The following is a 15,691-nucleotide window of genomic DNA, read 5'->3' on the forward strand; positions in this document are numbered from 1 at the left end:
CAACACCTACATTACATACAAACAACAAAAAAAGAGCTGCTCACCATGATTGGCGAACATGCTCTCTTGTAGGTTATGAGTTGAAATACACACAAATATTACAGTTATTCATCTTTTTAATAGGGATATCCATATCGTAAATTTCTTTTAATGCTTCAGAGTTAATGATTTCATCCGTAGGACCATCTTTGACAACGCGACCTTCTTTCAGTGCCACTATGCGGTCTGAATAGACAGAAGCGAAATTGATGTCATGCAAAACAATGACGACCGTCTTGCCGAGATCGCTAACTAAGCGGCGCAAGATCTTCATAATTTGCACGGAATGTTTCATGTCAAGGTTGTTCAATGGTTCATCCAATAGAATGTAGTCCGTATCCTGTGCAATAACCATTGCAATAAATGCACGTTGACGCTGCCCGCCGGACAATTCATCCATGTATTCATGCTGCATATCCATTAATCCCATATATTCCATCGCTTGTTCAACCATGCGGATGTCTTCGGCATTCAACTTACCACGTGAGTAAGGGAAACGCCCAAAAGAAACCAATTCACGGATTGTCAGTCGTACATTCATGAAATTGGACTGTTTTAAGATGGATACGCGCTTTGAGAATTCATTGGATTTCATCTTGTCAACGTGTTTGTTATCCAATAATACTTCTCCTGTATCCGCATCGACTAGTCGGCTTACCATTGAAAGTAAAGTCGATTTCCCTGCTCCATTCGGACCGATGAAAGAGGTGATTTTCCCACGATGTATATCGACATTCACCTTCTCAACGACCACTTTTTTTCCATAGAACTTTGACAACTCACGGACTTGGATCATGAAGATCGACTCTCCTTTAATAGTAAATAAATGAAATAGACACCGCCGACAAAGTTGATGATGACACTGAGTGTAGTCGAGAACGTAAAGATTCGTTCAACAACCCATTGGCCTCCAACTAACGCAATAACACTCATGACCGATGCCCCTGCAATCAGCATTGAATGTTTATAGGTTTTAAAGAATTGATACGATAAGTTCGCAACGATTAATCCAAAGAATGTAATCGGGCCAACTAAAGCCGTCGAAACCGAAATAAGGATTGCCGAAATGATGAGCATTGATTTTACGAGTCGATCGTAACTCACCCCGAGATTGATGGCGGTATCACGACCGAGTGATAGTACATCTAGCTCGTTAAATGATCTTGCACCGGCAATGAAAGTAAGGATGACAATTCCTAATGCCCACCATACCAACTCTCCACTTACATTGTTGAAACTCGCAAACATTTTATCCTGCACCCGGAAAAATTCATTTGGATCAATGAGCACTTGTAGAAATGTTGAGATGCTTTGGAAAAACGTTCCGACAATAATTCCGACAAGCAACAGGAAGTAAATCGGCCGCTTCCCTCCACGGAATAGAAAACGGTACAAAATAAGCGCAAACACTACCATTGTCAACACAGATAAGATGAAATTGACATGTCGGTTGACGATTGTAATGTGGTCAGAACCTAGGAAAAAGATGACGACCGTTTGAAGTAACAAGTACAATGAATCCAATCCCATTATACTCGGCGTCAAAATACGATTATGTGTGATCGTCTGGAAGATTACCGTCGAGTACGCAATCGCGACACCCGTCAACACCATCGCAATCACCTTGATGGCCCGTCGTGGCAAAGCATAATCAAAGCTGCCATTTAAATCATGGAATAAATATAAGGCACAAAAACCTAACGCTAAAACAGAAAGGATTGTCAATTTAGTCGCATCACGCATACGCTTTCCTCCTAAACAACAAATAGAGGAAAATTCCACTTCCGATGACGCCTACCATTAAACTTATGGAGATTTCATACGGATAAATAAGAACCCTTCCTAAAATATCGCATATTAGGAGGAATATCGCCCCTAATAGTGCGGTGTGTGGCAATGTCTTTTTCAATTGATCGCCATGAAAGATTGACACGATGTTCGGAATAATTAATCCTAAAAACGGAATCATTCCGACCGTCAAAATGACAGTCGTCGTAACAAGTGCCACCAATATTAACCCAATATTGACAATACGTTTGTAAGCGAGACCTAAGTTCTTGGAAAAGTCTTCTCCCATCCCCGCGACTGTAAACCGATTTGCATACAAATACGTAATGATTAGCACGGGAATGCTTATGTATAAAAGTTCGTATCGTCCTTTCATAATCATAGAGAAATCACCTTGTAGCCACGATGACATATTTTGAATGACGTTCGCTTTGTATGCGAAAAATGTCGTAATGGACGATAAGATGTTTCCAAACATTAACCCAACAAGTGGTATGAAAATAGCATCTTTGAATTTAATACGGTCCAATATCTTCATGAACAGCAACGTCCCCGCTAGTGCAAAAGCAAATGCAACAATCATCTTTTCAAGCGTTGTAGCACTCGTAAACAACAACATGGATACTAAGATGCCTAGCTTGGTTGCATCCAATGTACCTGCAGTAGTTGGTGACACAAATTTGTTTCGACTTAGCTGCTGCATAATTAGACCTGCAATACTCATTCCTGCTCCAGCAAGGAGAATTGATACTAATCTGGGAACCCGGCTGATTAGGAAAATTTCAGTCTCCTGTGAATTAAAATCCAAGAGATCTAACGGGTTAATAGAACTCACTCCAACGAATAACGAGAGAAATGAGAATAGAATAAGTGCAATAACTAAATAACGTTTCTTCATAGAGGGCTCCAGTGTTTTATTTGCTACCAAGTTGACTAATCTACTGAAAACGATTATCAATTAGGTGCAAATCCAATTATATCAGTTGTATATAGTGTGTCAACCTCTACTTGAAAATGATTATCAATGAATAATACAACTTTCTCAAACAACTAAACACCTCCTTGGTTACAACAGTCTTCTACGAGTTATGGCAGTTTATCAACAAAACGCTCTGCAAACGAAAAAAGCTAATACGATGGATCGCTGATCATACTAACGTCCAATCGTATTAGCTATAACATCATTCAAGAAATCTTATTCTTGCCCTTCCTCTTGCATTATTTCCTCTAGATCGACTGCGTTATCAATGACTTCTTGTGGAACGGCAATTTCTTCGATTTCATTGATTTTTGTAAGTACAGATTTTATTTTTTGTACCATATGCATTTCTTCGCCATCAACCTTCATTGTTAAATCCATATCCATGTCAAATGCATTTGTATAATAGGTTTCTTTATCGATATTAATCGTCACATTCAATTTTTTGACATCCATATTTTCATATACTTCGGCTTCTTCTTCAGAAAATCCACCTTCAGCAGGCATCGCTTGGCCAATTAGTTCTTTTATTAACCCGCTTAACTTATCTCCTGAAGCAGCAAGTGTCAAAATATATTCATCATCTGTTTGTTCAAATGTAAAATCATCCTTAAACTCTTTAAACATCTTCATATCTAGCGTCGGATCTGTTTCCCCGCCCATTTGCGCCATCAGTTCATCATACATCTCTTTAGGCATCTTAATCCATTCGCCCATTTCTGGATCATTCACATAAAATCCAGTATCAGTCATGTACATTTCCATATCCATTGCACCAAGATCACCCATGTCCATACTCATCTTTTGGTGCATTGCTATTGGATCTACAATCATATCCATATCCATTTTAATTTTGCTATCCATATTTAGATCTTGACCTGGAATTGTCATCTTCTGTTCAATGTCCATTACCGCATTCATGCTCTTTTGTTCAGCTGAAACTTCCATTGCTTTACTATATACTTCTTGCGCTGTCATTTTACTTTCGTTTTTTACTTCTACCTTCTTGCCCGTTTCCGGATCTGTTTTCGGCTCTGCAGCTGATCCACAAGCAGCTAAACCTACTGCGAGAACGCCAATACCTAACCCTTTTAGCCATTTCTTCATAATTTGTTCGCTTCCTTTCAGCTTTCTATTTTTCTTACAGTTAATCATACGGAGCGGAACGAAAAGGGTTCCATTATTCTTCACATTTCTACTATTTGAATCCTTCATCCTATGCATGAATTCATGACTTTTTTCATTCAATTAAGCGAGCCTTACCTACTCCAAATGACCAATCCATACAACATTCCATCCTACGTTTCGCTTCACTCAACATGCGCTTGTCGATTTATGGAATGTGCGTTTGTTATCCATCGAATTCACAATTTATTCGATTGGATAGCTCGAGTTATCGATCGGATAGACAAAGTTATCGCCAATTTTGGACCTTTGATTCATTGTTCCTTCTTACCAACAAACCACTATTGCAAAAGGCATTTCTGTGCGACAACATAAGTCAGACTACATTTAAAATCCGCTTTACTAAAATCCTGTTTAGCATGATACATTAACACAGCATTTCGGTACACTTTGGAGTATCAATGTTTAACTTTATGTAAATCGGGCATACTAATACCATCCCACCCCCCTTTCTCTTTATAGATAAGAACTGCACTGACATGTAACCTTGTCAGTGCAGTTTTTTGTTGTGTACAGACATTTGCTGAATTAGTGACTAACGATGAACGCCTCTAACCTTTTCTTTTCATACGCATCCATTTCAACCGTCATAAGCGTTCCCTCTTCTTCGTATTCGGTCTTTTTAACATTGGCTTTGTCATTTAGATAAGAAACAATATCACCACGATCAAACGGAATGAGCAGCTTGCACGTAATGTATTGCTCAAAAATCTTTCTCTTTATGGCGCCGATTAATTCAACCAAACTGTCCGTTTCTTTCGCAGAAATCCATACACTATCCCCTTCTAGTTTCGGATAAGGTACGTTCGCTAAGTCAGACTTGTTATAGACATTAATCGTCGTAATGTTTTCTACTCCAATATCTTGCAACGTCTCATTCGTTACATCCATCATATACCGGTATTCTTCATTGGACACATCGACAACATGCAATAAAAGATCCGCTTCACTGGCCTCTTCCAATGTCGAACGGAAAGCTTTGACAAGATGATGAGGAAGCTTTGAAACAAATCCGACTGTATCTGTAAGTAAAAACTCTTTGTTATCAGCCAACTTCAAATGCCTAACGGACGTATCCAGCGTAGCAAAGAGCATGTTCTCCTCATACACCTGCTTCGCACTTTCTTCATCCATTAACCGTAATAATCCATTCATTAACGTCGATTTCCCGGCATTCGTATACCCAACAATTGACACGACTGGAATACCGCTCTTCTTCCGTTGCTTACGCTGCGTATCTCTTCGGTCCCGCACTTGCTCTAAATCTTTCCGCAACTTTGCAATCTGATCTTCAATCTTTCGTCTATCGAGTTCCAATTTCGTTTCTCCGGCACCTTTGTTCTGGAAACCGCCCCCTGTACCGCCTCCTTGCCTGCTTAATGAAGCACGTAATCCGACTAATCGAGGAAGCGTATATTGTAGCTGGGCTAGTTCCACTTGCATCCGCGCTTCATGCGTCCTTGCTCGCCTTGCAAAGATATCCAGAATAAGCATCGTCCGGTCAATGACTTTCACCGCAAGTTCTTGTTCTAGATTTCTAATTTGGGAAGGCGATAATTCATCATTGAAGATGACCAAGTTGGCTTCTGTCTCTTCGTAGAAACGTTTTACCTCTTCTACTTTCCCTTTTCCGACATAAAGGGACGAGTGCCTTCGTTCAAGGTTTTGTGTGACCATGCCGACAACTTCTACATCAATCGCTTCCGCTAAATTTTTCAATTCTTCCATTTCATACGCAAAATGCTCAGCATTCTGTTCTTGTACGCCAACAAGAATCGCCCGTTCAATTAACAACTCCATACATCCAAAACCCCTTCCACATCAACTTGTCTATGCTTACTTGTCAGTGGAAATCACCACTTCTTTCAACCGCTCAACCCCACCTTCATGTTCAATAAATCGTAGTGTCACATTGTTAAGCGAGATTGTATGGTTATCGTCGACTTTCGCGGATAATAAAACCGCCCACTCACCCGTCACACCTAATGGGTCTTCAACATGAAATACACATTGCTGTATAACCTTCTTCTCATTGGATTCAACAAGTGCTCCTTCAGCTCTCAGTTTGTCGAAACGGAGCTGCTCCGGCTCTTCCCACTCAATGAAAAACGGGTAAGGAAGTTCATTTGAAATCGGTTGATTGATAAAAAGCATCTTCCATCTTTTTATTTCTCCACTCGTGGTTCTTCGTTGGGCGTCCAACACACCAGATGTCAAGAATCCTTTATTTTGCAACTCTTCGTTAAAGGCTTCTATATTTTCGACAGATAAACAAAGTGTTCCCCAACCCTCTTGAATCTTTACATCGTGTAACAACAGTCTTGTTAGCGGATGGTCAACGCGTTCTGCTAGCTCAAGCTTTTCAACTGCTAACCATTCAATATAAGCATTTTTGACGTACATTAACGCATTATGCGTACCCCATTTCTCATGACGTCCTCCAACAACTGCATGCTGTCCATCTTGTTGCAACTGATCTACGATTTCATCCGGACTTTTATGCGTAAAGTATACGACATGATCCAACTTCAACTGCACGACCCCCTATTACCATTCTTTTCAATAGCGTATCATATGTATACGAACAGTGGCACCTGACAAGACAAAATAAAAACCGTCGGCAGCCAATCGTTTACAAATTGGTTACCCACGGTTCTTTTTAAGTCATTCTTCAAGCATTATCGTTCTTTTTTTACCATTTCCACAGCATCGTAAAATTCTTTGTCAATGTCTGCATTCGGTTTAAATGTCATCAAGCTGACAATCCACGTTACGATTAAACAAATGATGAACCCAGGTACAATTTCATACAGCATATCGGACAACGCTTCAACGTTCCCCCAAATACCGACCGTAATTGCTCCTGCCACCATTCCCCATAACGCGCCTTGCGACGTAAGTTTACGCCAATAAAGGGATAAGATGATAATCGGTCCGAATGCACCACCGAAACCAGCCCAAGCAAACGATACCAGTTTTAAAATCGATTCTTTATTCGGCCAAGCAAGCACCATCGCAATTAAAGAAACGACAAGTACTGCCATCCTACCTAAAAAGACATAATGCTTATCTGTCGCATCCGACTTCATCACGGCTTTGTACAAGTCTTCAATTAACGCTGATGACGTTACAATCAATTGTGAAGAAATCGTACTCATAACAGCTGCCAATACTGCAGCTAGCATAATCCCTGCAATGAGTGGATGGAAAATGATTTGTCCAAGTGCAATGAATACAGTCTCAGGATCAGCTAAGCTGACATCCGGATTTTGTTTGTAATACGCAACACCTACAAGCGCTGTTGCGATTGCACCGAATAAGCTCAATATCATCCAACCGATACCAATGCGACGTGCACTCTTTGTCTCTTTTACTGAACTGATCGCCATAAATCGAACAATGATATGTGGTTGACCAAAATAACCCAAGCCCCAAGCAAGAGATGAAATTATACCTGCAGCTGTTGCTCCTTTTACAATGTTAAAGAAGTCAGGATTTACTTCTGTAATACTTGCTGACGTTTCTGCCAAACCACCCGTCAAAAACAGCCCAACAATGGGAACTAACAGAAGTGCCAAGAACATCGTTAATCCTTGAATGAAATCTGTATAACTTACCGCTAAAAATCCGCCAAAAAGCGTGTATGCGATTACAACTGCCGATACAATTAATAAACCGACATGATAATCCAAGCCAAAAGAACTTAAAAAGAACTTTCCACCTGCTACCATACCTGATGACACATAGAACGTAAAGAACACAAGAATGATTAGTCCTGATGCAATCCGCAATAATCTGGACTTGTCTTTCAAGCGATTCTCTAAGTAACTAGGAATAGTAATGGAATCGTTGGACACTTGCGTATACGAGCGTAGACGCGGCGCTACAAGCAACCAGTTCAAATACGCACCTATCGTTAAACCGACAGCAATCCAGGCTTCAACAAGGCCACCCGCATATATTGCACCCGGTAACCCCATTAGCAGCCAACCTGACATATCGGATGCTCCTGCACTCAATGCTGTAACTGCAGGCCCTAATGAACGTCCACCTAACATGTAGTCGGTTAAGTTCGTTGTCCTTTTAAAGGCATACCAACCGATGAATAACATAAGAGCTAAATAAAGAACGATTGATATGAGTTGATACAATTGTTCAGTAGACATAGTGTCCCCCCTATCTATTTTATCGTTTTAATCATAGCATTTTGTGTTGAAATATAAAGTGGTAAAAACAAGAAAGTTTTCTCTGATACATCTATGAATTTTTACTATTCGGCGTACTATCTGACGAACAGACAATTTTCCGTTATAATCATCTACAAAGGCAGAACCAAACAAACTAACTTTATTCCATCATTTTCAACAGATTTCCCGGGAAATGAACAGAACTCGACAGGAGGAGACAGAATGACACACGAACAATGGTTACAAAAGACAATTGAGATGGCAATAGAAAATGTTGAGCAAGGTGGCGGTCCTTTTGCTGCACTCCTTGTGAAAAACGGCAATGTTCTCGGGCAAGGAACAAATCGTGTTCACATCGCACAAGACCCTTCCGCACATGCAGAACTGCTTGCCATTCGTGAAGCATGTACAACCTTACAAACAACTGATCTTTCCGATTGTATTTTATACGCTAGCGGTGAACCATGCCCTATGTGCTTAGGTGCGGCTTATTGGGCAAAAGTAGGGAAAATCTATTATGCATGCAACAAAGTAGAAGCAGCTGAAGAGACCGGTTTTGCTAATCCCTTAAAAAACTTCTTTCCAGACCAATCTATAGACCCTGACAAACGTTCAGTTCCGTTTATCCAACTAAAAACCGACAATGCCCTAGATCCCTTCCTCGTTTTCCAAAAAAGGAATGGTTCCACTTCAGGAAATTGACTTGCCAAGTCAATTTCCTATTATCACTATGAAGTTTTGGTCAAACAACTACGATACTTACTGTAATTCCCCACTTAGCATGTTGCGTTTTCATTTGGCGGTCTGCTGCTAATAAAATTCTAGATGGCTAAGAACATTTAGCGCGACAAACGTTCGTTAGGCATTTTTTCTCCCGCGTTACTGGAGAGGGTAAACATTCCTACTCAGATCTGGCCATAACTCAGCATAACTCCTGAAATCACTGCATAATTAGAGCAAAAGCTGCATTCTTCCTCATATAACCGCATAAACTACTCAATCTCCGCATACTTCCTCAAATATCAGCATAAACCATTCAATCGCCAGCATTCTTCCTCAAATATCAGCATAACTAGCTCAATAACCGCATATCCAAGTCACAATGCCTCCACTACTACCTATTCCCTTTCAAGTTTAACGTCTTCCATTTAGGGAATCGTCTAGTAAGGAGGGATGTAGTATGCCGTGGACGAAAAATGATTATCCCGATTCATTTAAAAACTTGGATTCTGATGTTAGAGAAAAAGCAATTGAAATTGCAAATGCATTGTTGCGCGAAGGAAACGAAGAAGGTCGCGCGATATCCATAGCGACTGCAAAAGCTCGTGAATACGTACAAGGTGATAATTCGGAAACTCAAACGACTTATGAAGCTTTTGCCAGAGACGATGATTGGATATTGATGAAGAAAAATGGCGAACGAGCAATCTTTAAAGAAACGACAAAGCATGAACTGTTAGAAAAAGCGAAACCCTATGTCAATGAACATAACGGCATCCTTACAATTTACCATGAAGATGGTTCCCACGAACAAACATTGTATGCATAACATTGAATTCCGTATGTAGCATGGACTTCAGCCACTGTTTCATACATCTAGTTAACGACAAAAAAACGCCAGAAACCATTTTTCATAATCATTGGTTCCTGGCGGTTTGTATTTACCTCGTTGTTTAAGCAAGTGTGTAAGGACCTCCCACAACTCACTCTTTCAATTACCGGCTCACCACTTCTTCTACCGACATTTCTCGAAGTTTGAACTTTTGGATTTTCCCAGAAGCCGTCATTGGGTACTCCTCTACAAAATGAATGAACCGGGGGATCTTAAGGTGAGAAATTTGCCCTTTACAGAAACTACGTATAGATTCTTCGTCAATGGCAGCACCTTTCTTTGGAATAATCCAAGCCATGACTTCCTCGCCATACTTCTCATCAGGCACTCCAACAATTTGCACATCCAAAACGGCAGGATGTGTGTAAAGAAATTCTTCGACTTCTCGCGGATAGATATTTTCCCCACCTCGAATGATGACATCCTTTATCCGCCCAGTAATATCAATATAGCCGTCTTCATCCATGACCGCGATATCACCTGTACGTAACCATCCTTTTTCATCGATCGCTTCACGTGTCGCCTCTTCGTTATTATAATAACCCTTCATAACGTGGTAACCGCGCGTGCAAAGTTCTCCTGGTTCTCCAACAGGCACTTCTTCACCCGTCATTGGATCTATGATTTTCACTTCCACATATGGATGTGGTTTACCAACAGTGGATACGCGTTTTTCAATTGGGTCATCCGTTTGCGTTTGTGTAATGACCGGCGAACATTCCGTTTGTCCATAGCAAATTGTAATTTCATGAGCACCCATATCCGAAATGACGCGTTTCATCACTTCAATCGGGCATGTAGAGCCTGCCATAATGCCAGTGCGCAATGAAGATGTATCATACTTTTTAAAATCAGGATGATTCAATTCTGAAATGAACATCGTCGGAACACCGTGTAACGCAGTGCACTTTTCGTCTTGTACTGCTTGCAGTACACGTAACGGATCAAATTGCTCTACAATTACCATTGTAGCTCCATGTGTCACAGCTGCTAAATTACCTAGCACACATCCGAAACAATGAAAGAATGGTACCGGAATACAAACTCGGTCTTCGTTCGTTAATTTCATAAAATCACCGATAATTTTACCGTTATTGACGATATTATGATGCGTCAACATGACCCCTTTTGGAAACCCAGTTGTTCCTGACGTATATTGAATGTTAATCACATCATCGGCGGTCATGGATTGCTGTCGTTTCTTCAGCTCATCATCCGTAATTCCATCTGCATGCGCTAAAAATTCGGACCACTTATAAATGCCCGCCTCTTGCTTATCGGTCATCAGAATGATTCTTTTTAACTTAGGCAATCGTTGGCTTGTTACGAAGCCATCTTCCTTATCATTTAACTCGGGACAGATAGAACGGATAATATCGATGTAACTTGTTCCTTTAAAACCCTCGTCTACGATCAATGTCGTTGCATCTGATTGTTTTAAGAGGTACTCCAATTCATTGGCTTGATAATTCGTGTTGACGGTAACGAGAACGGCTCCCATCTTACCGGTAGCAAATTGACTCAATAACCATTGAGGCTTATTGTCCGACCAAATCGCGACATGCTCCCCTTTTTTTATCCCCATCCCGATGAATGCCTTCGCCAGTTCATCCGTCTCCTGGTCGAACTCTCGATACGTCTTGCGAATTCCATGTTCGGGATACACATAAGCTTCCTTGTCCGGATTCTTTTGTGTCCATTCTTTCACGACTTCTCCAACTGTTTGATTTAACAAAGACATCCACCTATCCCCTTTCTAAAAATCTATTGTTAGTTACATATTATCACAAAATTCGGAAGGAGTAGTGGGTAAATTTATTCAATTGTCAGCCTTATTCACGATTACCTATACGATTCGCCCAAATTATCTAACGGGAAGACACGACCCCTCTCGTCTTTATAAACGACGTGATGGCGTTCTAATTTCGTCGGCGAATCAAGACCGGCCGCTGCTGCAATGCGGAACAATCCTTCACGCATCGTCAATATATAATTCGTTACCCGATACTTCTTTTCTTCTACGACAAGTCCTCTCTGCAAGTTTTTATCGGTTGTTGCAACACCTGCAGGGCAATCGTTTGTGTGACAACGGTGCGCCATAATACAACCGACGGAAATCATGAATCCGCGGGCGATTTGTACGAGATCGGCTCCCATTGCCAATGCCAATGCAGCCTTATCAGGCGTTGTAATTTTGCCAGATGCTATAATTTTCACTTCATCACGTACGCCATGTTTCTTCAATGCATCATCGAGAAGCATGAGTGCAGATTTCAAAGGCAGTCCAACACTATCAGCTAAATCTTGGTACGTTGCACCGGAGCCACCTTCCGCACCGTCCAAGGAAATGAAGTCGGGCCCTTTTCCCGTTTCCTCCATGAATGAAGCGAGCTCTTCTGCGTCTTCTTTCCCACCAATCACTACTTTTATCCCAACAGGTTTTCCGCTATGATTTCGTATTTTTTCGATAAAGTCAAATAATGTCGGATAATCCGAGAACTGCTTGAACCGGTTCGGACTATTAATGGTCGTATACGGTACTACATTCCGGATCTTAGCAATTTCCTCGGTTACTTTCTCTCCTTCGACATGACCACCGCGCATTTTGGCACCTTGCGCGAGCTTAATCTCAAAAGCTTTCACTTGTGGGATTTCCGCTTTTTCTCGTAATCTTTCCCAACTGAATTCGCCATCCTCCGTTCGGAATCCAAAGAGGCCAGAGCCAATTTGTGCAATAATGTGCGCATCACCTGCCAAATGATAAGGGGATAGTCCACCTTCACCCGTATTCATCCACGCTTCTTTTGCCAACCCGATTCCTTTCGACAGTGCTGTAATCGCATTTTCACCAAGCGCTCCGTAGCTCATCCCAGATTGTCCAAGCAAACTTCTTACGTGAAAAGGATGTTCGCAATTCGGTCCGATAATAATTGCATCCTCATCTGGTAATAACCACGGCATCGTTGGAATTTCTTCACGATGTTCCTTGCGGGAAAATAAATTATCGTTATCAATCCTGTAACGCATTGTATGGATGAGGGTTTCATTGTCCACACGCATTTCCTCATTCTGTTTTGTGAACATCGCATTACGAATATAATAGCCGGCCTCATCAAAGTTTCGTTTGGATCCGAAACCGATAACATTGTTTAAATACTTGCCTGGCATGACCATATGTAAATATTCTTCCCGATTAAACGGTTCACCGTCATTGTCATCGTCAAACAAATATTGTCGAAGTTCTGGACCTGTCTTTTCAAGCACATACCGCATTCGACCTAAAATCGGATAGTTCCGTAGAATCGCATGCTGCTTTTGCCTTTTATCATAGAAATAAAGAAATAGTGCTGTCAGTATTGGAATGACGACTAAAAATAGGAGAATGACTGTTGTCGTCATCGAAATACTTTCCAACCAACTCATCTCGACACCCCTTTTCGAACGGATTTTTGTAGTGTACCATTAATCTATTCACTAACTATAGAATACTTAAACAATTAGGAGGAAACGTAATGGTCATCGAATTATTAACTGCACATGCATCTGTCCGAAAATACAAGGATCTCACTCTACCAAAAGAAAAAGTGTATGAATTCATTCACGCTGGACAGCATGCCGCTAGCTCTCACTTTGTCCAAGCCTATTCTGTCATCTACGTGACCGAGCAGGAAAAGCGCGAGCAATTAGCTGAGCTTTCTAAGAATAAACGACAAATTCTTTCAGCAGGGGCTGTTCTTCTGTTCTGTGCCGACTATTGTCGATTAGAAAAAGCAGGGGCGCTTCATCAAAAGGATATTCATTATTCGTATACCGAAAATCTTTTAGTAGGTGCAGTGGATGTTGCTTTATTTGCCCAAAATGTCGCCATTGCTGCTGAAAGCCAAGGATACGGCATCTGTTATATCGGAGGCGTCCGGAATGCACCACACGAAATAAGTGAGCTATTTCAATTACCAAAAGGGGTTGTTCCATTGTTCGCTATGACAATCGGCGTACCTGACGAAGCGAATGAAGTGAAACCGAGGTTACCTGTTGAAGCTGTTATTCACGAGAATGGCTATGACAGCGACAAATATGAGGAGCTTTTACAAGCATATGATCAGACGATGCATGCGTATTATCTTAATCGCGGATCAAACCAGAAGGATACGGAATGGTCCTTGCAAATGGCAGATTTCCTATCCGAGCCAAAACGTACGTATATGAAAGAATTCCTCATCCAACAAGGTTTTGAAATGAACTGACAAGTGCTTGTGTGCACAAGAAAAACCATCCGTCTGCTAGCCTCTTCAGCTAACAGACAGATGGTTTATTCCTATAAGTATTCGATTTAACTCCACAAACCAGCAGTCTCTAATTTCTTTTTCCCTTTGAAAGCGAAAAGTATTGCGACTACGTTTAAGACAAACATTGCAATAATCGCATAAAGTACTGTTGTATAACTACCTGTCATTTGGTAGATAAAACCGTATAAAGGAAGTGCGACAATACCTGCTACCGCTAAACCGATTGCTGCTAATGCATAAATTTGACTATATTCTTTGTTACCAAAGAGTGCTGTCGTCAACAACGGTCCTAACGTTCCAAGTGCTGCAATAACGAAGCCTAGAATGAAAACAGCTATTGTAAACATCATTTTGTTACCAGGGACGAACAGCAAAATGACGATCGGAACAACCCCTAACAACATAGAGAAGATTGATGTGTTCTTTACACCAATTTTATCGCTTAGGAAGCCTAATACTAGGGCTCCAATAACAACACCAAGTGACCAACCACCCATTGCATTACCTGCAAATTTAATGTCGTACCCTAAGCCCATTGCAAATGGTGCGACGTGCTGATTAAAACTTGCAATTGACGTCAACAGGAAGAAGAAGAGCACTAACATATAAAACGCACTCGATTTTTTCGCGACTGCTGAAGTTACACCTGTTTCAGCCACTGACGCTGCAGTTTGTGCCGCATCAATTGGCATTTCAGCCATACCGTATGGTTGAAGACCTTTTTGCTTTGGTGCCATACGGATCGTCAATAATACAACAGGAATGACAATCGCCATTACGCCAAGTCCTAGAATCATATACGTGTTTCTCCAACCTTCACTAGCAATCAAATTCCCTGCCGCTGGTTGAAGTATTGCACCGAATAGTCCACCTGAAGAAATGATAATCCCCATTGCCAAACCATTATGCTTTTTAAACCATCTATTGACAAGAACTGGACCAGCCATTTGACCTGTAAATACAGATCCCATCGCCATCGGAATTGAGAACAAATACCAACCCCATACGGAGTTCATCAAACCAAACATCGCAAACGCTCCACCTTGCAAGACAATCGCAACGATTAGCAGGATACGAATATCATATTTCGCCATCAACTTTCCAGCAATCGGAAGGAACAACATCGTGACGATGGAAGAAATACTAAAATATAACGTTAAACTCCCCATACCTATTCCAAGGTCTTCGGTTACAGGTGTTAAAAACAAGCCACCAGCTGTCATTATGCCACCTTTTGCAAGACCAACCATTAAAACTAAACCTACTAAAACCCACCAAGCATAGTGAATTCTTTTCTTTTGAACACTCATGTAGAAATCCTCATTTCTTCTCTTTGGTGTTTTCTATTGCTAGTACTAAATTATACAAACTATGTTGTCATAGTAGACAAGCTATGCGCAAAAGCGTGTCCTAGCGTGTGTTCGTCAACCCAGCTATTCAACAAAAGTGTTTATAAGTAACTTATAGTACCTAAGTTATTTTCCGTAACGATGATAGCCTGTTTGAACCTAGTTGTCAATACCATAAATAGGACATTTTTTGACTCTTGATATGCTACAAGTTTTAACGGTATTATGATAGAATTAACAGACTACTGTAAGTTAATACTATTCGT

General features: G+C 40.9%; 13 protein-coding genes. 3 read left to right on the forward strand and 10 right to left on the reverse strand.

What is annotated here, in order from left to right; genetic code table 11:
* Nucleotides 1-73: 73 nt before the first annotated feature.
* The 7 genes from QT711_RS13710 to putP all read right to left on the reverse strand — a co-directional run bounded on the left by QT711_RS13710 (nt 74) and on the right by putP (nt 8,157).
* Nucleotides 74-835: an iron ABC transporter ATP-binding protein gene (locus QT711_RS13710; protein WP_317945126.1), complete on the reverse strand. Its 762-nt coding sequence runs from the start codon at nt 833-835 to the stop codon at nt 74-76.
* The gene (locus QT711_RS13715) at nt 832-1,782 is read right to left on the reverse strand and encodes an iron chelate uptake ABC transporter family permease subunit (protein WP_317945128.1); all 951 of its coding nucleotides are present in this window, start codon (nt 1,780-1,782) and stop codon (nt 832-834) included. Before QT711_RS13715 ends, QT711_RS13710 begins: the two co-directional genes overlap by 4 nt.
* A complete protein-coding gene (locus QT711_RS13720; RefSeq protein WP_317945130.1) occupies nt 1,775-2,725 on the reverse strand; it encodes an ABC transporter permease in 951 nt (316 codons plus the stop codon). The genes QT711_RS13715 and QT711_RS13720 overlap by 8 nt, the downstream gene beginning before the upstream one ends.
* Nucleotides 2,726-3,022: 297 nt before the next feature.
* The gene (locus QT711_RS13725) at nt 3,023-3,913 is read right to left on the reverse strand and encodes a DUF6612 family protein (RefSeq protein ID WP_317945132.1); all 891 of its coding nucleotides are present in this window, start codon (nt 3,911-3,913) and stop codon (nt 3,023-3,025) included.
* A gap of 606 nt (nt 3,914-4,519) precedes the next feature.
* Nucleotides 4,520-5,791 carry a GTPase HflX gene (gene hflX / locus QT711_RS13730; protein ID WP_317945134.1) on the reverse strand — a complete coding sequence of 424 codons (1,272 nt, stop codon included), beginning with the start codon at nt 5,789-5,791 and terminating at the stop codon, nt 4,520-4,522.
* Nucleotides 5,792-5,827: 36 nt separating this feature from the next.
* Complete coding sequence (locus QT711_RS13735) at nt 5,828-6,523, reverse strand: VOC family protein (protein WP_371391627.1); 696 nt, start codon at nt 6,521-6,523, stop codon at nt 5,828-5,830.
* A gap of 146 nt (nt 6,524-6,669) precedes the next feature.
* Nucleotides 6,670-8,157 (reverse strand): sodium/proline symporter PutP, encoded by a 1,488-nt coding sequence (gene putP, locus QT711_RS13740; protein ID WP_317945136.1) that lies wholly within the window; start codon nt 8,155-8,157, stop codon nt 6,670-6,672.
* Between the two features lie 243 nt (nt 8,158-8,400).
* Between putP and QT711_RS13745 the strand changes: the two genes are divergently transcribed.
* Nucleotides 8,401-8,880, forward strand: a complete 480-nt coding sequence (locus QT711_RS13745; protein WP_317945137.1) for a nucleoside deaminase — start codon at nt 8,401-8,403, stop codon at nt 8,878-8,880.
* A gap of 478 nt (nt 8,881-9,358) precedes the next feature.
* Nucleotides 9,359-9,727, forward strand: a complete 369-nt coding sequence (locus QT711_RS13750) for a DUF2188 domain-containing protein (RefSeq protein ID WP_317945138.1) — start codon at nt 9,359-9,361, stop codon at nt 9,725-9,727.
* A gap of 166 nt (nt 9,728-9,893) precedes the next feature.
* Here the strand turns inward: QT711_RS13750 and QT711_RS13755 are convergent, their stop codons facing one another.
* The gene (locus QT711_RS13755; protein WP_317945139.1) at nt 9,894-11,531 is read right to left on the reverse strand and encodes an AMP-binding protein; all 1,638 of its coding nucleotides are present in this window, start codon (nt 11,529-11,531) and stop codon (nt 9,894-9,896) included.
* A 101-nt stretch (nt 11,532-11,632) separates the two neighbouring features.
* Entirely contained in the window at nt 11,633-13,213 is a 1,581-nt protein-coding gene (locus QT711_RS13760; protein WP_317945141.1) for an FMN-binding glutamate synthase family protein, read from the reverse strand.
* Nucleotides 13,214-13,302: 89 nt separating this feature from the next.
* On the opposite strand from QT711_RS13760, the gene nfsA reads away from it, so the two are divergent.
* Nucleotides 13,303-14,034, forward strand: a complete 732-nt coding sequence (nfsA, locus tag QT711_RS13765) for an oxygen-insensitive NADPH nitroreductase (protein WP_317945142.1) — start codon at nt 13,303-13,305, stop codon at nt 14,032-14,034.
* 86 nt (nt 14,035-14,120) lie between these two features.
* Here nfsA and QT711_RS13770 read toward each other — a convergent pair whose 3' ends face one another.
* A complete protein-coding gene (locus QT711_RS13770) occupies nt 14,121-15,386 on the reverse strand; it encodes an MFS transporter (RefSeq protein WP_317945143.1) in 1,266 nt (421 codons plus the stop codon).
* Nucleotides 15,387-15,691 lie beyond the last annotated feature (305 nt).

Origin of the sequence: Sporosarcina saromensis (assembly GCF_033253735.1) — a bacterium.
GTDB lineage: Bacteria > Bacillota > Bacilli > Bacillales_A > Planococcaceae > Sporosarcina > Sporosarcina saromensis.